Source organism: Pseudomonas sp. RC4D1 (assembly GCF_018390395.1).
Lineage (GTDB): Bacteria > Pseudomonadota > Gammaproteobacteria > Pseudomonadales > Pseudomonadaceae > Aquipseudomonas > Aquipseudomonas danubii.
In genome coordinates this window covers 26,004-45,573 of sequence record NZ_JAHBAW010000001.1, presented here as the reverse complement: position 1 = coordinate 45,573, position 19,570 = coordinate 26,004, and the positions used below count along the sequence as shown (strand labels likewise).

The window sequence follows — 19,570 nt, the reverse complement described above, 5'->3', positions numbered from 1 at the left end:
TGATCGGCCCCGTGTTGGCCATGACCCTGGCCGGCGCCGTGTGGGCGCAAGAGCCCGGCAACAAGATGGACAACCCCAAGCCCTTGCCGGACGACGTCAGTCTGCCGCTGCCCTGTGAAGGCGAGATGGTGTTTCGCTATGTCTACGTCCTGGCCCAGGGCACCCTGGACGACCGCGAGGTCAACCTCGGCTATCCCTTCAGCGAAGGTGAGAGCGGCTACCAGCAATCGTTCATCTCCGGCTATCGCCGGGACTACATCAATGGCCAGTTCACCCTCAAGGACCTGCCTGGTGCCTGGAGCAAGACCATTGCTCCGGCTTTGCCGAAAACCGGTGCCGGGGTGCCTCTCAAGCCGATGCTGTATTTCATCGGCAAGTACGAAGTCACCGCTCGCCAGTACGCTCAGGTGATGGCTCAGGCCCAGTCCCTGGCCAGCGGCGAGCCGGCCCCGGCCTGTGAAGCCTCGGAGGGCATGCAGGGGCGTTTGCCCAAGGTCAAGCTGTCGCGCTTCGAGGCCGAGCGTTTCGCGGCGGTGTACAGCGCCTGGCTGATGAAGCATCACCGTGACTTGCTGCCGGTCAGCGGCCGCGGCAGTTCCTCCGAAGACGGCGGCCTGGGCTTCGTGCGCCTGCCCACCGAAGTGGAGTGGGAATACGCCGCCCGTGGCGGTCAGGCGGTGAGTCGCCAGGAGTTGGAAGGGCGGCTGTTTCCACGGCGCCTGGAGGGCAGCGAGAGCGATGGCCCGCTGGCGGACTGGGCGGTGTTCAATCAGGTGGCCGGCGGCACGGGCCAGGCGGCGCGGCTGATGCCGATCGGCACCAAGCTGCCCAACCCCATCGGCCTGTTCGACGTGATCGGCAATGCCGCCGAGATGGTCCAGGAGTCGTTCCAGCTGGTGCGCGCCGGACGGCGCCAGGGCACCTATGGTGGCTTCGTGGTCAAGGGCGGCAATTACCTGGAAGGCGAGGGCACGCTGTTTACCGGCATGCGCCGCGAGTACCCGCTGTTTGGCGCCGACGGCACCGAGCAGAGCAATGAAACCACGGGTTTTCGGGTGGCCATCGGTGCCTTGTCGGCCCCGCGTTCGCGCTACAAGGAGCTGTTCGCCCAGTGGCAGAAGGAAGGCCGCCTGGCGTCCCTGACCGACGCCATCGATGACGCCCAGGACCCCACCAAGCGCCTGGACGCCATCATCGCCGCCAGTGTCGACCCGCGTCTGCAGGCGGAGCTGGGGCTGGTCAACGAAGAGCTCAAGCGCAACGTCTCGCTGATCGCCCAGCAGCGCGAGGAAGCGGCGGGCAACCTGATCCAGTCGTCGGCCCTGGTGGCCGAGACCATCAATAACTACAACATCCGCCTGACCAACCTGAAGAAGAGCCAGCAGCAGGCCATCGATGCCAAGGACGAACCCAGCGCCAAGCTGTTCGCCGAAGCCATCGACAACGGCCGCAGCGCACTGGACGGGGCGGTGGCGATCTACATCGACAACCTGGCCACGGGCACCCGTTACACCGACGCGGTGATCCAGGCGCAATTTCAACGGATCAAGGAAGAACTCAATCGCAAGCCGGTGCTCGGCAAGAGCCTGGTGACGCGCGCTACGTTATTCGTCCGCCATGTCGGGAATTATCGCCAGCAACGGCGAGCCGACCCGGCGACGATTTTGAAGGAACTGCTCGCATCGACCGGTCAGAAGTCATGACCGGCCGCTGTCTGTCGAGCCTGGAGGAGCTCGGACGACCTGGCGTCGTACCGAGTTGGTCAAACTTAATCGAGATCACGAACATGCTTTTTTCCCGCAACCCATTTGCTTCAACATCCAAGCGTCACCTGCTGTTGGTTGCCGCCGGGTTCAGCACCGTATTGACCGGTTGCGCGACCTCTCCGGTGTCCAAGGTCGCCTCCACCACCAAGGTCGAGTACTACCCGAGCTGCTACGAGCCGGTGCAGCACCTGCGCGCCACTGATTCGGACATGACCAAGTCGGTGGTCACCGGTGCCGCTCTGGGCGCTGCTGGCGGTGCCTTGCTCGGCGCCTTGACCGGCGACGGCGACAACCGTGGTCGCAACGCGGCCATCGGTGCGGCCGGTGGTGCCCTGGCCGGTGGTGCCGCCGGTTACTACACCGAGCGCCAGAAGCAGATCGCCGATGACAATCAGCGCATCGCTTCCTACGCCGCTGACGTCAACAAGAGTGCTGCCGACATCGACCGCAGCACCGCCTACGCCCGTGCTTCGCAGACCTGCTACCAGCGTGCCTTTGACAGCCTGATCACTGCCCGCAAGGCCAACAGCATCAATGATGTGGAAGGGCGTAAGCGCCTGGCGGAGATCGTCAGCGGCCTGAAAGAGTCCAATGACCTGATCGCCGCGGTGAACGGCCGGGCCAGCGAAGACCTGAGCAAGTACAACCAGGCCTACGAGCAGGACCTGCAGCAAGTGGGCGTGCAACGTACCGACGTGGTGAAAGTCGCCACCGCCGACACCACCCCGGTGACCACCACCGGTGGCAAGAAGAAGCAGCAGAAGGTCAAGCAACCCAAGCTGCCGACTGTACCGACGGAAGCGGTGAGCACCGAGAAGTCGATCCAGCAGGCCAAGACCAAGCAGGCCGAGAGCAACAAGGTCGCTACCACCGGCCAGACCCAGGTCAACAGCATGTGCAAGAGCCCGGACCTGGGTGATTGGGCACCGGTGCCTTGCCCTAACGTCTGAGTCAGTGATTGTCTGACAAGATGTAGCGATAAGCGTTGAACGCCAGTCGATCTCCGAGTAATCGAGCAGATCGGCTGGCGCTCTTCGAGTTACAGGTTAAACTGCGGCGGCCATCCAATAATTCCACTGAGGCGCCGTGCATGAAATTTCGTTTTCTTCTCTGGGTGCTTGGCCTGTTGATGGGCAAAGCCAGCCGCAACAATCCTGCTTTTCAGCAACAGTTGGGTGACAAGGAACTGGTGTTCCAGTTGCAGACGCTCGACGGCAAGGTTGCTCGACACTTCTTCGTCAAAGACCAGCGCGTGACCAGCCGTTCGGGGTTCTATCCGGAGCCGGCGTTCGCCATTGCCTTCAAGGATGCCGCTTATGGCTTCGCCACGATGCAGGCGAAGAACAAGCAGTTGGCGTTCATGACCGGTATTCAGGACAAGTCGATCCAGATCAAGGGCAATCCGGCGCTGGTGATCTGGTTCCAGGGCTTGACCAAGTATTTGAAACCGAAGAAGGCCAAGCCCAAGGCTTGAGGGTGGAGCTTCGCCGGCTAGCCGGCGAATGGGGTCAGGCCTGGCTGAACTGCGAAGCCAGTTCCCGCAGCAGCACTTCCGCTTCCAGCACTTTGCTCACCACGTCTTCGGCCTTGTCGCGGCTCAAGCCCAGGCGCTCGAACAGTGCGTCGGGAATTTCCTCGTGGGGGCCGGAACCGATGCCACGGCTGCGCAGCAGGCGTACTGCCAGGCACACCAGATTCGGGTACTCGGCGTAGGCGCCGTCGTAGCTCGGGTCGTGCTGGAAGCGCAGGGCGGTGGACAGCTCGTCCGGCATGTCCCAGTAACGCATCAGCCAGGAACCGATCTGTTCGCGGCTGATGCCCAGCAGGTGCTGCTCGACATAGCTGTGGCACAGGTGCGGGTTGACCTCCAGGTGCCGGCAGATCAGCGAGAAGTGCGGTGGGAACACGTGGGCCAGCAGCAGGTAGCCGAAGTTGTGCAGCAGGCCGGCGAGGTAGGTCAGGCCGGCTTCCGGGCGCTGTGCCCGAGGCATGGCGCGGGTCAGGCCTTCGATCACCGCTGCGGTGTAGATCGATTGCTGCCAGTAGGGCGTGGCGTGCTGCGGCTGGTCCTTGGGCAGGCTCAGGGTCTTGCCCAGGGCCAGGCCCAGGGCGAGGTTGATCACCAGGTCAAAGCCCAGCACGCGGACGATGGCGTCCTCCACCGAGCGGATCTTGCCCGGCGACGCGTAGTAGGGCGAGGCGGCCCAGCTGACCACTTGCGCGGCCAGGGCCGGGTCGGTCTCCACCACGCCGGTGATGTCGTCGATGGTGGCGTTGGGGTCGACCCGCAGCTTGATGATCTTCTGCGCGGTTTCCGCCAGCGGCGGGATCTCGATGGTGGCTTCCAGGCGTTGCTGGATACGCCGCGCGGTGAACGCCTGCATGGCCTGGGTGATTTCCTCGCGGTCGTCATCCGGGCGATCAAGGTTGGGGCGGATGCTGCTCAGGGGTTCGCCGAAATGCCCGGCGCTGGCCTTGTTGAGCATGCTCTTGAAGGCTTCGCTGGTGATTTCCAGAAGCACGCCCGGCTCGCCCGAATAGATCAACAGGCTGGGTTCGCGCAGCAGGCTTTCTTCGTACAGACAGGGGGAACTGGTGAGTGCCGGCAGGCCGGGCAGCAGGCTCAGGCTGTGTTTGCCGAGCATGCGCTCCAGGCGTTCGGTGGACACCGCGGTGAGACGGCGGCCGGTGAGTTCGGTGAGGCGGTTGAGGTCCAGTAGCTGGCTCTGCGGAAACAGCACCATCAGCGCGCCGACGGCATCGTCAAGGAGCACGGCCTGGACCTTGCGCGCAGCCGGCAGGCCTGGCTGGTCGAGCACTTCGTTGTAGCTGATGGCCAGCTTGCCGAGCAGCAACCGGATAACAGACGGAGCGTGTGGGGTTGCAGTGGCGAGGGCAACTTCTGTCATGGCCTGGTATCCGTTTTTCTACAATTTGACGAGTATAACCAGCTTGGTTATGCCCATGGTCCATTAACTGAGCGTTGGTTCACACTTGGCCGTATTGCTGGCCGTGGCGCAGCCAGCGTTCCAGCAGCGGGCTCACATGGTCCGGCCAACGCTCCAGCAAGGCCTGCGCGGCGTCGCGTACGGCCGGTAGCAGGTCAGCGTCACGCATCAGGTCGGCGACCTTGAATTGCAGCAGGCCGGTCTGGCGGGTGCCGAGCATTTCCCCGGGGCCGCGCAGTTCCAGATCCTTTTCGGCGATGACGAAACCGTCGTTGGTCTCGCGCATGATGCCCAGGCGCTGTCGTCCGATTTGTGAAAGCGGCGGATGGTAGAGCAGCACGCAGTGGCTGGCGGCGCTGCCGCGCCCGACCCGGCCGCGCAGCTGGTGCAACTGAGCCAGGCCCAGGCGTTCCGGGTTCTCGATGATCATCAGGCTGGCATTGGGCACATCGACCCCGACCTCGATCACGGTGGTGGCCACCAGCAGTTGCAGGTTGCCGGCCTTGAACTCGGCCATCACCGCGGCTTTCTCAGCCGGTTTCATGCGGCCGTGAATCAGCCCCACGCGCAGTTCGCCCAGGGCGCTGGAGAGGTCTTCGAAGGTGGTTTCGGCCGCCTGGCAGGTGAGCTCTTCGGACTCTTCGATCAGGGTGCAGACCCAATAGGCCTGGCGCCCTTCGGCGCAGGCCGCGCGCACCCGCTCGATCACTTCGACGCGGCGGCTGTCGGTCACCAGCACGGTGTTGACCGGGGTCCGGCCGGGCGGCAGTTCGTCGAGGATCGAGGTATCCAGGTCGGCGTAGGCGCTCATCGCCAGGGTTCGCGGAATCGGTGTGGCGGTCATGATCAGCTGGTGCGGACAGAGGCGGCCACCCACGCCTTTCTGGCGCAGGGCCAGGCGCTGCTGGACACCGAAGCGGTGCTGTTCGTCGATGATCACCAGGGCCAGGTTCTTGAACTGCACTTCATCCTGGAACAGGGCATGGGTGCCCACCACCATCGGCGCGCCGCCGGCAATCTGTTCCAGGGCCGCCGCGCGGTTCTTGCCCTTGAGCTTGCCCGCCAGCCAGGCGACTTCCAGGCCCAGGGGCTCGAGCCAGCGCTTGAAGGTAATGAAGTGCTGCTCGGCGAGGATTTCCGTCGGCGCCATCAGCGCCACCTGGTAACCGGCTTCCAGGGCCTGCAGGGCGGCGAGGGCGGCGACCACGGTCTTGCCTGCCCCTACGTCGCCCTGGATCAGGCGCAGCATGGGCTCCGGCTGGCTCAGGTCGTAGGCGATTTCGTTGCCGACCCGTTGTTGCGCGCCGGTGGGGGCGAAGCCGAGGTTCTTCAGGTATTTGGCCGGCAGCTTCTTGGCCAGGGGCAGCACCGGGGCGCGCTGGGAGCGCAGGCTGTCGCGCAGGCGTTGCTGGGACAGCTGATGGGTCAGCAGCTCTTCGAACGCCAGGCGGTGCTGGGCCCAGTGGTGACCCAGGGCCAGTTCGTCGACATCGGCGTCCGCCGGTGGGTGATGCAGGTAGCGGATCGCATCGTCCAGGGGCGCCAGTTGATAGTCGCGGGCCAGTTCTTCGGGCAGCCAGTCGGGCAGGCTACGCGGGCCCAGCAGCGCCAGGCTCTGCTGGCAGAGCAGGCGCAGGCGCTGTTGGGTCAGGCCTTCGGTCAGGGGGTAGATCGGCGTCAGGGTCTGATCCACCGGCGGCGGCTCGTCACCACTGATGGCGCGGTATTCGGGGTGGTAGATCTCCAGTCCCGAGGCGCCGGGTCGGGCTTCGCCGTAGCAGCGCACGCGGGTGCCGCGTTTCAGGCCGTCTTTCTGGGCGTTGCTGAAATGGTAGAAGCGCAGGCTCAGGCCGCCGGTGCCGTCTTGCAGGCGCACCAGCAGGCTGCGGCGCTTGCCCATGACCACATCGGCGCCGCTGACGGTACCTTCGATCACCGCATCCTGGCCGGGGCGCAGGGCGCCGATCGGCACCACGCGGGTACGGTCCTGATAGCGCAGGGGCAGGTGGAACAGCACGTCCTGAAGGCTCTCCAGGCCGACCTTGGCCAGCTTCTCGGCCATGGCTTCGCCGACGCCCTTGAGTGCCGTGACCGGCACTTTCGACAGCTCAGTCATTGCGCTTGCTTAGCTCGCGGCGGGCGGCTTGGCCACCGAGCACAGGCGGATCGAGTCGGCGAGGATCTCGATGGCCTTGGGCCGCGGGAAGCTGGCACGCCAGGCGATGGCCACGGTGCGAAATGGCACCGGCGGCGTCAGTGGGCGGACTTCAATCACTCCGGGAGCGTAGTGATGGCTGTCCACTGCCGACAGCGGCAGGATCGAGATGCCCAGGCCGGAGGCGACCATGTGGCGGATGGTTTCCAGGGAGCTGGATTCCACGGTGGTGTGCTTGGCGCCGTCGTTTCCCTTGGTCAGGGTCGGACAGGCTTCCAGCACCTGATCGCGGAAGCAGTGACCTTCGCCCAGCAGCAACAGGCTCTTGTCGTTGAGCAGGCTGGCGTCGATGGTTTCCTTCTTGGTCCAGGAATGGCCGCTGGGCATCAGCACATAGAAGGGTTCGTCGTACAGCGGCAGGGTCAGGACATCGGCCTCGTTGAACGGCAGGGCGATGATGATGGCGTCCAGCTCGCCGTTGCGCAGTTTGTCGCGTAGGACGTGGGTGAAGTTCTCTTCGATATACAGCGGCATCTGCGGAGCGACCCGGTGCAGCTGGGGAATCAGGTGTGGGAACAGATAAGGGCCGACGGTGTAGATGGCGCCCACCTTCAGCGGTGCGGTCAGCTGGTTCTTGCCGGCCTGGGCCAGTTCGCGGATGCCTTGAGCCTGTTCCAGGACCTTCTGCGCCTGGGCAACGATGGTTTCGCCTACCGGCGTCAGGCGCACCGCGCTCTTGCTGCGCTCGAAAATCAGCACACCGAGTTCGTCTTCAAGCTTCTTCACGCCTACCGAAAGGGTCGGCTGGCTGACATGGCAACGCTCGGCGGCGTGGCCGAAGTGCTGCTCTTGGGCGAGGGTAACGATGTAGCGCAATTCTGTGAGAGTCATAGCGGGCGTCCATGAGGTTGCGGCCAAGCATAACGGCTGCAATCGATAGACGCACGTTATCAGACAGAGGGTGGAGTGCGACACCCGCCAATGTCTGCTTCAGGCTGCACAAGCGACAAGGGCACCCTGAGGTGCCCTTGCGTTGTATCAGCGGCGGCCGCGGCTTCTGTCGATCTCGTAGTTGTACGAGGCGGTGATTTCCACGCTGCCGTTGGTGAGCATGTCGGCCGGTGGCTTGGGCAGTGGCTGGGCCCGTCGGATCATGTCCAGGGTGGCCCGGTCCAGATCAGCGTTGCCCGAGCGTCCCACCAGCTCGTAGGACAGCACCTTGCCTTCGGCATCCACCACGAAGCGCAAGGAGTTGGTGCCTTCCTTGCCGCGCCGCTGGGCTTCGCCCGGGTAGCGCTTGTACTTCGCCAGGTGGGCCTGCAACTCACCCTGCCAGTTGGCCTTGGCGGCGGCCTGGGCCGGTGATGGGCCTGGGGTCGCTGGAGCGGGCTGCTTGGACGGCGACGGGGTTACCGGAGCGTCGCTGGGCTTTTCCTCGGAAGGTTTCTCCTTGGGCGGCTCGGGCTTGACCACCGGTTTTGGCGGCTGCGGCTTGGGCTTCTGCTTGGCCGGCTTGGGCACCGAAATAGTCGGCTTCGGTGCTTCGGCGAGCTTGGGCAGCGGCAGTTCTTCCACGGGCGCCGGCGGTTGCGGCGGGGTCACCACTTTCGGTGGTGCCGGGGGAGGCGGCACAGGGGCAGGCGCCAGTTCGACCACCATGGCTTGTGGTGGAATGGGCATCGGCTGTGGCTTGGACCAGTTGAGGGCGAGCAGGATCGCCACCGCATGGACGCCCAGCACCACCGCCAGGCTACCGCTGTAACGCGTCAGTCTTTGGCGCGTCGTGATCATTTCTTGGCTGCCGTCTCAAGTCCGACCAGGCCGACTTTCAGGTAGCCGGCGGCCCGCAGGGTGTCCATCACGCTCATCAGGTCGCCGTAGTCCACGGCCTTGTCAGCCTGGAAGAAGATCGTGGTGTCCTTCTTGCCCTGGGTCCGGGCGTCGAGGATGGCCCCGAGGGTTTCGGCCTTGACCTCATCTTCACCCAGGAACAGACGCTGATCGGCCTTGACGCTGAGGAACACCGGTTTCTCTGGGCGCGGCGCCGGCTTGGCGCTGGAGGCAGGAAGATCGACCTTGATGTCCACGGTGGCCAGAGGGGCGGCCACCATGAAGATGATCAGCAGCACCAGCATCACGTCGATGAACGGCGTAACGTTGATTTCGTGGTTTTCGGCCAGGTCGTCGCCTGCGCCTTCTTTCAAATGCAAGCCCATGGCTGATTACCCCACTTTCACCATGTGCGGTTGTGCGGAGCGCTCGGTCGGCTGGTGATCCAGGTCACGGCTGACCAGCAGCAGGACTTCTGCCGAGGCGTCTGCCACCTGGGCCCGATAGCCGGTGATGGAGCGAGCGAAGACGTTGTAGATCACCACCGCGGGAATCGCTGCAACCAGGCCCAGGGCGGTGGCCAGCAGGGCTTCGGCGATACCCGGGGCGACCACGGCGAGGTTGGTGGTCTGGGTTTTGGCGATGCCGATGAAGCTGTTCATGATGCCCCAAACGGTACCGAACAGACCGACGAAAGGTGCGGTAGAACCGATGGTGGCCAGTACCCCGGTGCCGCTGCTCATGTTGCGGCCGCAGGCGGCTACCAGACGCTCCAGGCGGAAGCTGACCCGTTCCTTGATGCCTTCTTTCTCACGGCTGTTGGTCGACAGGCGCATTTCTTCCAGGGCGTCGTGCACCAGCAGGTGGGCGAGGGTGCCCTCCTTGGCGGCCGTGGCGCTGGCTTCTTTGAGGGTGGTGGCTTTTTTCAGGGCGGCGATTTCGCTGCGCAGGCGGCGCTTGGCGCCCAGCAGTTCGAAGCCTTTGGCGATCCAGATGGTCCAGGTGATGATCGAGGCGATGGCCAGCCCGATCATTACCAGTTTCACGATGATGTCGGCGTTCTGGTACATGCCCCAAGGCGACAGGTCGTGGGCCATGCCCAGGCTGTTGTCGGCTTCGAGGACTTCGGGAGCGTTTTCACCAAGTACTGGCTGGCCTTCGACCTGAGCCGGTTCGCCAGCTGCTGGGGCGGCGGCGGGAGTTGCCGGGTTGGCGGCCGGAAGCTCGGCGGCCGGAGCGGTCGCGGCAGGGGCTGCGGCGGTGGCCGGCGCGTTCTGGTCGGCGAAGGCTGCGGTCGGTGCCAGCAGCAGGCTGCACAGCAGCGCTGCAACCGCGCTCACGGCGCGCAGCGGGCTTGGGCGTTTGGTTGGCGAGGCGGAGAGTTGATTGCTTGTCATGCTGGCCGGACCTGAGAGGAAAAAAGGGTGAAATGTCCTTCTAGGCCTCGCAGGGCCGAGAACAAAATGGGTGGGCATTATTGCAAGTAATTCTTGTTAACAGAAGTAATAGAGTATCTTTTTTTCCTTGATTGCTAGCCGTTCGTCCAGTGCCGAGGCTAGTCTTGACCTTTCTGAAAGGAGTTTTCTGATGTCCTTCCCCTCTGTTTTGATCGCCGGTTGCGGTGATGTCGGGAGTCGCCTGGCGACCCAATTGCTGGCCGAGCAATGGCAGGTTTATGGCCTGCGTCGCAACGTTTCGCGCTTGCCGCAGGGGGTGGTGGGTGTCGCCGCAGACCTGTTCAGCGAGCAATGTCCGGCCCACTGGCCGCAAGCGTCCGTGGATTATCTGGTGTACTGCGCGGCGGCCACGGAGCATGACGAGGCCGGGTATCGTGCGGCTTATGTCGAGGGCTTGCAGCATGTCCTGAGCTGGCTCCAGCAGCATGGCCAGCAGCCCAAGCGCTTGTTGTTCGTGTCCAGCAGCAGTGTTTACGAGCAAAAGGGCGGCGAGTGGGTCGACGAGAACTCCCCGACCCTGGCGACCGGCTACTCGGGCCGTTTGATGCTGGAGGCGGAGCAGGTGGCCTTGAACAGTGGGATTCCTGCCAGTCGGGTGCGTCTGACCGGTATCTATGGGCCGGGCCGTGAATGGTTGCTGACTCAGGTGCGTCGCGGCTATCGGGTGGCGATTGATCCGCCGTTGTATGGCAATCGCATTCATGCCGACGACGCGGCGGGGTTGCTGGCGTTTTTGCTCAAGGCTGACCAGGGTGGTGCTGTCCTGGACGACTGCTATATAGGCGTGGATGACGCGCCTGCGCCTCTGGCGGAAGTGGTTGGCTGGCTTCGTGAACGCCTGGGCGTGACTGAGTGGTCCGATGATGCCAGCGTTCGACGCACGGGCAGCAAGCGTTGCAGCAATGCCCGAGCCCGGGCCTTGGGCTGGGTGCCGCGTTACTCGAGTTATCGCGAGGGGTATGCGGAGATTCTTCAGGGCCAAGCTTGAACCGGGCTGTAGCCGCTACCGTTGGCAGCGGCTACAGGAGGGTCATTGTTTTTCCAGCAGCCATTGCTGACTGCCCGGTGTCAGCGAGGGCACTTCATCCGCCAGTGCGGTATTCACCGCCTGGAAAATTTCCAGCTGCTGATCCTTGCGGACGAAGATCCAGGAGTTGCCCTGGCCATTGAGTTGCAGCCAGATGCTGTCGTTGCCACCGCTCATGGAGGCGCAGTCACCGGCCAGGCACAGGGCGTAGCGATCGGCGCCTGGCAGGCCTTGCACGGCGCCGTTGGCCTGGAACTGTACTTCGTTGCCCAGCCCCGGACCGCTGACGATTTTCCATTTGCCACCCAGATAGGCCGAGTACAAGGCACGCTCGAAGTTGGCGCCCAGTGGTGCGCCTTCAGGTGCCGGGTCTTTGGGCGTGGCAAACACTTGTTCGGGCTCGTTGTCGTTGGCCACTTGCAGCAACTGCTTGCCGTTGCGTTTGAGTTCGGTGGCGGCGCTGCCATAGAACTCGACCTTTGTGGTGTTTGAGCCGTCGCCGATGATCTTGCCTTCGATGGTCTCGAAGCCATTGGTGTAGCGGGCCTGGCCGGCTTTGGTGTTGAGTTCCCATTCCAGGTTCGGGCCGTAAGCCTGGAGGGCTTCACGCAAAGGGCCGCCCTTGGAGGCTGCGTCGATCGCTACCTGATTGATCCAGATGCCGCCCACATCGTTTTTGGCGGGGTCGCTGGCACAACCGCCGAGCAATAAGGCGAGCAGCGAAACAGCTAGCGCTTGGCGCATGACGAAATCCTTTCAGAACGAAAACGGCGCAGCCTGAACAGCTGCGCCGCGGGTGTTACTCGATGACCAGAATGGCATCCATTTCAACCTGTGCGCCCTTGGGCAGGGCGGCCACGCCGATGGCGGCGCGGGCTGGGTAAGGCTGTTGGAAGTACTTGCCCATGATCTCGTTGACCTTGGCGAAGTGGCTCAGGTCGGTGAGGAAGATGTTCAGTTTGACGATGTCCTTGAACGAACCGCCAGCGGCCTCGGCTACCGACTTGAGGTTCTCGAAGACCTGGACGGTCTGGGCTTCGAAGCCCTCCACCAGTTCCATGGTTTTTGGATCGAGGGGAATCTGGCCCGACATGTAGACAGTGTTGCCCGCCTTGATGGCCTGGGAGTAGGTACCGATGGCGGCCGGGGCCTTGTCGCTGGTGATAACGGTCTTGGTCATGAATGACTCCTTGTAATGGACGGGCTACGCGCGCATGCGGGTGATGCGGATGACCCCGGTCAGGGCGCGCAGTTTCTTGATCACGCGAGCCAGGTGCACGCGGTCGTGCACGCTGACCACCAGTTGGACCACGCTGATGCGACCATCGCGTTCGTCCATGCTGATTTTCTCGATGTTGCCGTCGGCGGCATTGACGCTGCTGGCCAGCAGCGCGATCAGGCCGCGCTGGTGTTCCAGCTCGACGCGCAGTTCGACGTTGAATTCGCCGGTGACATCCTTGGCCCAGGACAGCTGGATGCATTTTTCCGGGTTGTGACGGATTTCGCTGATATTGCGGCAGTTGTCCAGGTGCACCACCATCCCCTTGCCGGCGGACAGGTGGCCGACGATCGGGTCGCCAGGGATCGGCGTGCAGCATTTGGCGTAGCTCAGCACCAGGCCTTCGGTGCCGCGGATCGCCAGCGGGCCTTCCGGGCTCGGCAGTTGTTCGCCTTCGCCCAGCAGGCGGCGGGCGACCACATAGGCCATGCGGTTGCCCAAGCCGATGTCTTCCAACAGGTCTTCGATCAGCTCCAGGCGGTATTCCTGAAGAATCGCCTGGATACGTTCCGCCGGGATTTTTTCCAGGGAGCTGTCGAAGCCGTTGAGCACCTTGTTCAGCAGGCGTTCGCCGAGGCTGATGGACTCGGAGCGACGTTGCAGCTTGAGGGCGTGGCGAATGTGGGTGCGGGCCTTGCCGGTGACCACGAAGTTGAGCCAAGCCGGGTTCGGCCGTGCTCCCGGGGCGCTGACGATCTCCACGGTGGAACCGCTTTGCAGGGGTTCCGACAGCGGGGCCAGGCGACGGTTGATCCGGCAGGCGATGCAGCTGTTGCCCACGTCGGTGTGCACCGCATAGGCAAAGTCCACCGCGGTGGAGCCTTTGGGCAGCTCCATGATCCGGCCTTTGGGCGTGAACACGTAGACCTCGTCCGGGAACAGGTCGATCTTCACGCTTTCGATGAATTCCAGGGAGTTGCCAGCGCGCTGCTGCATCTCCAGGACGCCCTTGACCCATTGGCGGGCGCGGGCATGGGTGCTTTTCGGCTGTTCGTCGCCACTGGATTTGTACAGCCAGTGGGCGGCGATGCCGTTGTTGGCCATTTCTTCCATTTCCCGGGTACGAATCTGGATCTCGATTGGTACTCCGTGCATACCGAACAGCGTGGTATGCAGCGACTGATAGCCGTTGGCCTTGGGAATGGCGATGTAGTCCTTGAAGCGTCCCGGCAGTGGCTTGTACAAATTATGTACAGCGCCGAGCACGCGGTAGCAGGTGTCTACTTTGTCGACGATGATGCGGAACGCATAGACGTCCATGATCTCGTTGAAGGCCCGGCGTTTGCCACGCATCTTCTTGTAGATGCCGTACAGGTGCTTCTGGCGACCGCTGACCTCGCCCTGGATGCCATCGATGGCCAGGCAGTGGCTGAGGGACTCTTCGATCTTGTTGACGATTTCCTTGCGGTTGCCCCGGGCGCGCTTGACCGCCTGGTAGATCCGCGCGGAGCGCATCGGGTGCATCGCCTTGAAGCCAAGGTCTTCGAATTCGATACGGATGCTGTGCATGCCCAAGCGGTTGGCTATGGGAGCGTAGATCTCCAGGGTTTCCTTGGCGATCCGCCGACGTTTTTCGCCGGACAGCACTTCCAGGGTGCGCATGTTGTGCAGGCGGTCGGCCAACTTGACCAGGATCACGCGAATGTCGCGAGCCATGGCCATGGCCATCTTCTGGAAGTTTTCCGCCTGGGCTTCGGCCTTGGTCTCGAAGTTCATCTGGGTCAGTTTGCTGACCCCGTCCACGAGTTCGGCCACGGTTTCACCAAACTGCGCGCTGAGCGCTTCCTTGGCAATTCCGGTGTCTTCGATCACGTCATGCAGCATCGCAGCCATCAGGCTCTGATGGTCCATGTGCATGTCGGCAAGAATGTTCGCTACCGCGAGTGGGTGCGTGACGTACGCCTCGCCGCTGCGACGGCGTTGACCGTCATGGGCTTGTTCGGCGTAGAAATACGCTCGGCGGACCAGATTGACCTGGTCCGTGCCGAGATAGGTCGATAAGCGATCGGCGAGGGCGTCTATGCTCGGCATGATATCTCCTGCCGTAAGCTGTGATCCCGCGCCGTGCTACGTCGACCAGGCATAGGCTCAGACGGCCTCGTTGGACTCGTCCTCGAAAGCAGCAAAAAGCGGTTCATCTTCAACGATTTCGGCTTCGGCGATAGCTGCGTAGTCGATCAGGCCTTCAGCGATTTCGCGCAGGGCGACAACGGTAGGCTTGTCGTTTTCCCATGCTACTTTCGGCTCTTTGCCGCCGGTTGCCAGTTGACGGGCACGCTTGGTAGAGAGCATGACCAGCTCAAAGCGGTTATCCACGTGTTCTAGACAGTCTTCAACGGTTACGCGGGCCATGGTCTTCCTCGTAGCAAATGCAATATGCGCGCTGCCCGGATGGGCGAGCGGACTCAACAGTTTAAAAAATCACCAGCGTTTAGGGAAGCGCTGATTTTTTGACCAAGCTCTTCAACGCGCTGCAAGTGCCAATGTAAAGCGCTTGCAGCGGTTTTGGGAAGTGCTGTTTAACCAAGCAATTCAGCGAGCAGTTTGCCAAAGCGCTGCTGCTGACGTTTCTGTTGCAGCTGATTGGAGCGGAAAATCGCTTTCAGATCTTCCAGTGCGTGGGCGAAGTCGTCGTTGATGATCAGGTAGTCATAGTCGACGTAGTGGCTCATTTCGCTGACGGCTTCACGCATCCGCCCTTCGATGATTTCGTCGCTGTCCTGCCCGCGGTTGGTCAGGCGCTGGTGCAGGGCCTGCAGTGACGGCGGCAGAATGAAGATCGAGCGTGCCTGAGGCATGAGCTTGCGCACCTGCTCGGCACCCTGCCAGTCGATTTCCAGGATCAGGTCGTGGCCTTCGTCCAGGGTCTGCTGCAGGTGGCTTTGTGAGGTGCCATAAAGGTTGCCGAAGACTTCGGCGCGCTCGAGAAAGTCGCCGTGCTCGATCATCTTCACGAACTCGCTGCGTTCGACGAAGTGATAGTTCACGCCATTCACTTCACCTGGGCGCATGGCGCGGGTGGTGTGGGAGACGGAGACGCGGATCTCCTGGTTGGCGTCGGTCAGGGCCTTGACCAGGCTGCTTTTGCCCGCGCCCGACGGGGCGGAAATGATGTACAGGGTGCCGGTGCTGTGGGTCATGTCAGTTGCCTTACTCAATGTTCTGCACTTGTTCGCGCATCTGCTCGATCAACACCTTGAGGTTGACCGCAGCCTGGGTGCTGCGCGGGTCGAAGGCCTTGGAGCCCAGTGTGTTGGCTTCGCGATTGAGCTCCTGCATCAGGAAGTCCAGGCGCCGACCGGCAGCGCCGCCGGACTTGAGCACGCGGCGTACTTCGATGATGTGAGTGCTCAGGCGGTCCAGTTCTTCAGCGACATCGCTCTTCTGCGCCAACAGGACCATTTCCTGCTCGAGACGGGTGGGGTCCAGTTCGGCCTGCATGTCGGCGAAGCGGTCGAGGACTTTCTGGCGCTGGGTCGCGAGCATCTGCGGGACCAGCTCACGCAAGGTCGCCACGTCTTCTTCAATGGAGGACAGGCGTTCGTTGATCAGCCGGGCCAGTTCGGCGCCTTCGCGCTCGCGGCCATTCTTCAGGTCTTTCAGGCCCTGGTTGAACAGGGCCAGGGCATCGCTGTTCAAGGCTTGCGGGTCGGTGGCGTCGGCCACCAGCACGCCGGGCCAGGCCAGGACTTCCAGTGGATTCAGAGCTGCCGGCTGCTTGATCAGGCTGGCGACGGTTTCAGCGGCAGCCACCAGTTGTGCCGCACGTTCACGGTCGACTTGCAGTGGCTTGCCGGTGGTCTCTTCAGTGAAGCGCAGGGTGCATTCGACCTTGCCCCGGGACAGGCCCTGGCGCAAGGCTTCGCGGACTGCGCTTTCGAGGTCGCGAAAGGCTTCCGGCAAACGCAGGTGCGGCTCCAGGTAGCGGCTGTTGACCGAGCGCAATTCCCAGCTCAGGGTGCCCTGAGTGCCGGCCCGTTCGACTCGGGCGAAGGCGGTCATGCTGTGCACCATGGAGGTACCTCCGATTCAGCGCCGGCACCAACCCCAGGAGGATTGAGCGGGCCTGATAGTGATGAATTGAAGCCGACAGGCTGCGAAGGCGCAGGATTGTAGCGCAGTGCGGCCGGAGGCCCCAATCCCTGGTGCTGACAATGGGCTGCAGGTCATCACTACAGGACCGATCTGACGCGTAAATATGCCTTTGGCCGTTTTAGGCGTGCCCTGGCGCGATTGCGGGCTTTATAATGCTCGGCAGTTTTCCGTCCTCGTACAGGTGTTCCCCTATGAAACGTCCAAGTGGTCGCGCTGCCGATCAGCTCCGCTCGATCCGCATCACCCGCAACTACACCAAACACGCCGAGGGATCTGTACTGGTCGAGTTCGGTGATACCAAGGTGATTTGCACTGTTAGTGTCGAGAATGGCGTGCCGCGCTTCCTCAAGGGGCAGGGCCAAGGTTGGCTGACAGCCGAATACGGCATGTTGCCGCGGTCCACCGGCGAGCGTAACCAGCGTGAAGCCAGCCGTGGCAAGCAAGGCGGCCGCACCCTGGAGATCCAGCGCCTTATCGGTCGCTCCCTGCGCGCCGCCCTGGACATGTCCAAGCTGGGCGACATCACCCTGTATGTCGATTGCGATGTGATCCAGGCCGACGGCGGCACCCGTACCGCGTCGATCACGGGCGCCATGGTGGCCCTGGTAGATGCTTTGAAAGTGATCAAGAAGCGTGGCGGCCTCAAGGGTGGTGATCCACTCAAGCAGATGATTGCTGCTGTGTCTGTGGGCATGTATCAGGGCGAACCGGTCCTGGACCTGGACTATCTGGAAGATTCGGCTGCCGAGACCGACCTCAACGTAGTGATGACCAGCACCGGTGGCTTCATCGAGGTGCAGGGCACTGCTGAGGGCGCGCCATTCCAGCCAGCTGAACTGAATGCAATGCTGGCCCTGGCTCAGCAAGGCATGAATGAAATCTTCCAGCTGCAGCAGGCGGCACTCGCCGATTGATGGGCGCCAGTCTTCAGCCAGGAGAGCACCATGAGTGATGAGCAGCTACCCCAGCCCACCCCGAGCCATGAAGTTCGGCAATGGGCAATGTTTTGTCACTTGTCCGCCTTGCTGGGGATCTGGGTTCCATTTGGTACATTGATCGGGCCGCTGATTCTTTGGCAGATGAAGCGCGAGACCGACCCCTTCATCGATGCACAGGGTAAGGAAGCGCTGAACTTTCAGCTGACTGTCGCTATCGCTTCGGCAGTCTGTTTCCTGCTGATGATCGTGATAATCGGTTTCTTTATGTTCGGCCTGCTGGCGATTGGTGCCCTGGTGTTGACCATCATCGGCGGAGTCAAGGCTGGAGAGGGAGTGCCATATCGGTACCCTTTCACCTGGCGCCTGATCAAATAGAGCGAGCACAAAAAAGCCGACTGTGATGTCGGCTTTTTTGTGGCTGTGAACGGACGCTTAGATGGTCAGTGTCCAGTCATAGTCCACGATCAGCGGCGCATGCTGCGAAAAACGCGGCTGACGCGGCAAGCGTGCGCTGCGGACAAAACGGCGCAGGCCGGGAGTCAGCAACTGATAGTCGAAGCGCGAGCCCAGGTTGAGCATCTCGGCCTGTTCGTTGTCCGGCCACCAGCTGTACTGGTCGCCTTCGCGACTGACTTCGCGCAGGGCATCGACATAGCCCATGTTGCCGATAATCTCGTCCATCCAGGCGCGCTCAGGTGCCAGGAAGCCCGGAGATTGCTGGCCGTCACGCCAGTTCTTGATATCCAGCTTCTGTTGCGCCACGTACAGCGAGCCACAATAAATGTACTCGCGACGTTTGCGCCGCTGCTTATCCAGATAACGGGCGAAGTCGTCCATTAACTTGAACTTCTGGTTCAAGTCTTCATCGCCGTTCTGCCCTGATGGAAGCAGCAAGGTCGCGATGCTGACCTTGTCGAAATCGGCTTGCAGGTAGCGCCCGTAACGATCGGCTGTCTCGAAGCCGAGGCCGCTGATGACCGCCTTCGGCTGCAACCGCGAATACAAAGCCACACCGCCTTGGGCAGGGACTTCAGCATCGCAGGCATAAAGGAAGTAGCCATCCAGTTGGAAGGCTGGGTCGTCCAGTTCAAAGGCAGAGGCGCGGGTGTCCTGCAGGCAGATGACGTCGGCATTCTGTGCCTGCAGCCAACTGAGCAAACCACGCTCCACTGCAGCCTGAATACCATTGACGTTCACACTGATGATCCGCATAAATGGCCCCAAAAATCACGTGCGTGTATGATACCCGAGCTCTACCTAATTAGCTAAATCCGTGGTATCTGGGGTTTTTTCATGCAGGCGTATCAGCGCGATTTCATTCGTTTTGCCATCGATCGCGGGGTTTTGCGCTTCGGTGAGTTCACCCTGAAGTCCGGGCGCACCAGCCCTTACTTCTTCAATGCCGGCCTGTTCAACAGCGGTTCGGCCCTGGCCCAGCTGGGGCGTTTCTATGCGGCGGCGATTGTCGACAGCGGCATTCCCTTCGATGTGCTGTTTGGCCCGGCTTATAAAGGCATTCCCTTGGCAGCAGCCACTGCAGTGGCTCTGGCTGAACATCATCAGCGCGATCTGCCTTGGTGCTTCAACCGCAAGGAAGCCAAGGCGCACGGTGAAGGCGGTAGCCTGGTAGGCGCGCCATTGACCGGCGATGTGCTGATCATCGACGACGTGATCACTGCGGGCACGGCAATTCGCGAGGTGATGCAGATCATCGAGTCCCAGGAAGGCGCCAAGGCGGCAGGTGTATTGATCGCACTGAACCGCGAGGAGCGTGGCAACGGTGAGTTGTCGGCGATCCAGGAAGTCGAGCGTGACTTCGGCATTCCAGTGGTGAGCATCGTTTCCCTGACCCAGGTCCTGCAGTTCCTGGCGGACGATCCGGCGCTCAAGCAACATCTGCCGGCAGTGCAAGCCTATCGCGCGCAGTACGGAATCTGACACTGTAGGCGCCGGCTTACCGCTGAAGAGACCTTTGAGTCCTGAGTTGCGCGTGTGAGCGCCTTCGCTGGCAAGCCTGCTCCTACACAAGCCAGCTCCTACAAAGATCGCGTAGATAAAAAAGCCCCCGCCCGAGA

General features: G+C 62.3%; 20 protein-coding genes. 7 read left to right on the top strand and 13 right to left on the bottom strand.

Annotation, left to right across the window (positions count from 1 at the left end; translation table 11 throughout):
• The first annotated feature begins 20 nt into the window (after positions 1 to 20).
• The 3 genes from KHO49_RS00225 (at position 21) to KHO49_RS00215 (ending at position 3,240) form a co-directional block, all read left to right on the top strand.
• Positions 21 to 1,703, top strand: a complete 1,683-nt coding sequence (locus tag KHO49_RS00225; protein WP_372342486.1) for a formylglycine-generating enzyme family protein — start codon at positions 21 to 23, stop codon at positions 1,701 to 1,703.
• 83 nt (positions 1,704 to 1,786) lie between these two features.
• Entirely contained in the window at positions 1,787 to 2,716 is a 930-nt protein-coding gene (tagQ, locus tag KHO49_RS00220; RefSeq protein ID WP_102881296.1) for a type VI secretion system-associated lipoprotein TagQ, read from the top strand.
• Positions 2,717 to 2,856: 140 nt separating this feature from the next.
• Positions 2,857 to 3,240: a helicase gene (locus tag KHO49_RS00215; RefSeq protein WP_102862277.1), complete on the top strand. Its 384-nt coding sequence runs from the start codon at positions 2,857 to 2,859 to the stop codon at positions 3,238 to 3,240.
• A 34-nt stretch (positions 3,241 to 3,274) separates the two neighbouring features.
• Here the strand turns inward: KHO49_RS00215 and KHO49_RS00210 are convergent, their stop codons facing one another.
• From KHO49_RS00210 to exbB, 6 genes are all read right to left on the bottom strand, one after another.
• Positions 3,275 to 4,675, bottom strand: a complete 1,401-nt coding sequence (locus tag KHO49_RS00210; RefSeq protein ID WP_102881295.1) for an aminoacyl-tRNA deacylase and HDOD domain-containing protein — start codon at positions 4,673 to 4,675, stop codon at positions 3,275 to 3,277.
• 79 nt (positions 4,676 to 4,754) lie between these two features.
• A complete protein-coding gene (recG, locus tag KHO49_RS00205; protein ID WP_213664441.1) occupies positions 4,755 to 6,830 on the bottom strand; it encodes an ATP-dependent DNA helicase RecG in 2,076 nt (691 codons plus the stop codon).
• A 9-nt stretch (positions 6,831 to 6,839) separates the two neighbouring features.
• Positions 6,840 to 7,760, bottom strand: a complete 921-nt coding sequence (locus tag KHO49_RS00200) for a hydrogen peroxide-inducible genes activator (RefSeq protein WP_102881293.1) — start codon at positions 7,758 to 7,760, stop codon at positions 6,840 to 6,842.
• 147 nt (positions 7,761 to 7,907) lie between these two features.
• Positions 7,908 to 8,660 (bottom strand): energy transducer TonB family protein, encoded by a 753-nt coding sequence (locus KHO49_RS00195; protein ID WP_102862273.1) that lies wholly within the window; start codon positions 8,658 to 8,660, stop codon positions 7,908 to 7,910.
• On the bottom strand, positions 8,657 to 9,085 hold the full coding sequence (exbD, locus tag KHO49_RS00190) for a TonB system transport protein ExbD (protein ID WP_213664440.1): 429 nt from the start codon (positions 9,083 to 9,085) through the stop codon (positions 8,657 to 8,659). Before exbD ends, KHO49_RS00195 begins: the two co-directional genes overlap by 4 nt.
• Before the next feature lie 6 nt (positions 9,086 to 9,091).
• On the bottom strand, positions 9,092 to 10,096 hold the full coding sequence (exbB, locus tag KHO49_RS00185; RefSeq protein ID WP_213664439.1) for a tonB-system energizer ExbB: 1,005 nt from the start codon (positions 10,094 to 10,096) through the stop codon (positions 9,092 to 9,094).
• Between the two features lie 190 nt (positions 10,097 to 10,286).
• On the opposite strand from exbB, the gene KHO49_RS00180 reads away from it, so the two are divergent.
• The gene (locus tag KHO49_RS00180; RefSeq protein WP_213664438.1) at positions 10,287 to 11,144 is read left to right on the top strand and encodes an SDR family oxidoreductase; all 858 of its coding nucleotides are present in this window, start codon (positions 10,287 to 10,289) and stop codon (positions 11,142 to 11,144) included.
• Between the two features lie 42 nt (positions 11,145 to 11,186).
• Here KHO49_RS00180 and KHO49_RS00175 read toward each other — a convergent pair whose 3' ends face one another.
• The 6 genes from KHO49_RS00175 to KHO49_RS00150 form a co-directional block, all read right to left on the bottom strand.
• Complete coding sequence (locus KHO49_RS00175; protein ID WP_102862269.1) at positions 11,187 to 11,927, bottom strand: hypothetical protein; 741 nt, start codon at positions 11,925 to 11,927, stop codon at positions 11,187 to 11,189.
• 55 nt (positions 11,928 to 11,982) lie between these two features.
• Entirely contained in the window at positions 11,983 to 12,363 is a 381-nt protein-coding gene (gene ridA / locus KHO49_RS00170) for a deaminase RidA (protein ID WP_007921133.1), read from the bottom strand.
• A 24-nt stretch (positions 12,364 to 12,387) separates the two neighbouring features.
• Positions 12,388 to 14,493 carry a bifunctional GTP diphosphokinase/guanosine-3',5'-bis pyrophosphate 3'-pyrophosphohydrolase gene (gene spoT / locus KHO49_RS00165; RefSeq protein WP_110594226.1) on the bottom strand — a complete coding sequence of 702 codons (2,106 nt, stop codon included), beginning with the start codon at positions 14,491 to 14,493 and terminating at the stop codon, positions 12,388 to 12,390.
• 57 nt (positions 14,494 to 14,550) lie between these two features.
• Entirely contained in the window at positions 14,551 to 14,814 is a 264-nt protein-coding gene (gene rpoZ, locus KHO49_RS00160) for a DNA-directed RNA polymerase subunit omega (RefSeq protein WP_007921129.1), read from the bottom strand.
• Positions 14,815 to 14,981: 167 nt separating this feature from the next.
• Positions 14,982 to 15,602 (bottom strand): guanylate kinase, encoded by a 621-nt coding sequence (gene gmk / locus KHO49_RS00155; RefSeq protein WP_102881289.1) that lies wholly within the window; start codon positions 15,600 to 15,602, stop codon positions 14,982 to 14,984.
• A 10-nt stretch (positions 15,603 to 15,612) separates the two neighbouring features.
• Complete coding sequence (locus KHO49_RS00150; RefSeq protein WP_102862266.1) at positions 15,613 to 16,476, bottom strand: YicC/YloC family endoribonuclease; 864 nt, start codon at positions 16,474 to 16,476, stop codon at positions 15,613 to 15,615.
• A 272-nt stretch (positions 16,477 to 16,748) separates the two neighbouring features.
• Here KHO49_RS00150 and rph point away from each other — a divergent pair, with 272 nt between their 5' ends.
• Both rph and KHO49_RS00140 read left to right on the top strand, forming a co-directional pair.
• A complete protein-coding gene (gene rph, locus KHO49_RS00145) occupies positions 16,749 to 17,471 on the top strand; it encodes a ribonuclease PH (RefSeq protein ID WP_016964145.1) in 723 nt (240 codons plus the stop codon).
• 30 nt (positions 17,472 to 17,501) lie between these two features.
• Complete coding sequence (locus KHO49_RS00140; RefSeq protein WP_102862265.1) at positions 17,502 to 17,870, top strand: DUF4870 domain-containing protein; 369 nt, start codon at positions 17,502 to 17,504, stop codon at positions 17,868 to 17,870.
• Between the two features lie 57 nt (positions 17,871 to 17,927).
• Here the strand turns inward: KHO49_RS00140 and crc are convergent, their stop codons facing one another.
• Positions 17,928 to 18,707 carry a catabolite repression control protein Crc gene (gene crc / locus KHO49_RS00135; RefSeq protein WP_102862264.1) on the bottom strand — a complete coding sequence of 260 codons (780 nt, stop codon included), beginning with the start codon at positions 18,705 to 18,707 and terminating at the stop codon, positions 17,928 to 17,930.
• A gap of 81 nt (positions 18,708 to 18,788) precedes the next feature.
• On the opposite strand from crc, the gene pyrE reads away from it, so the two are divergent.
• Positions 18,789 to 19,433, top strand: coding sequence for an orotate phosphoribosyltransferase (pyrE, locus tag KHO49_RS00130; protein WP_102862263.1), 645 nt, complete (start codon positions 18,789 to 18,791; stop codon positions 19,431 to 19,433).
• Positions 19,434 to 19,570 lie beyond the last annotated feature (137 nt).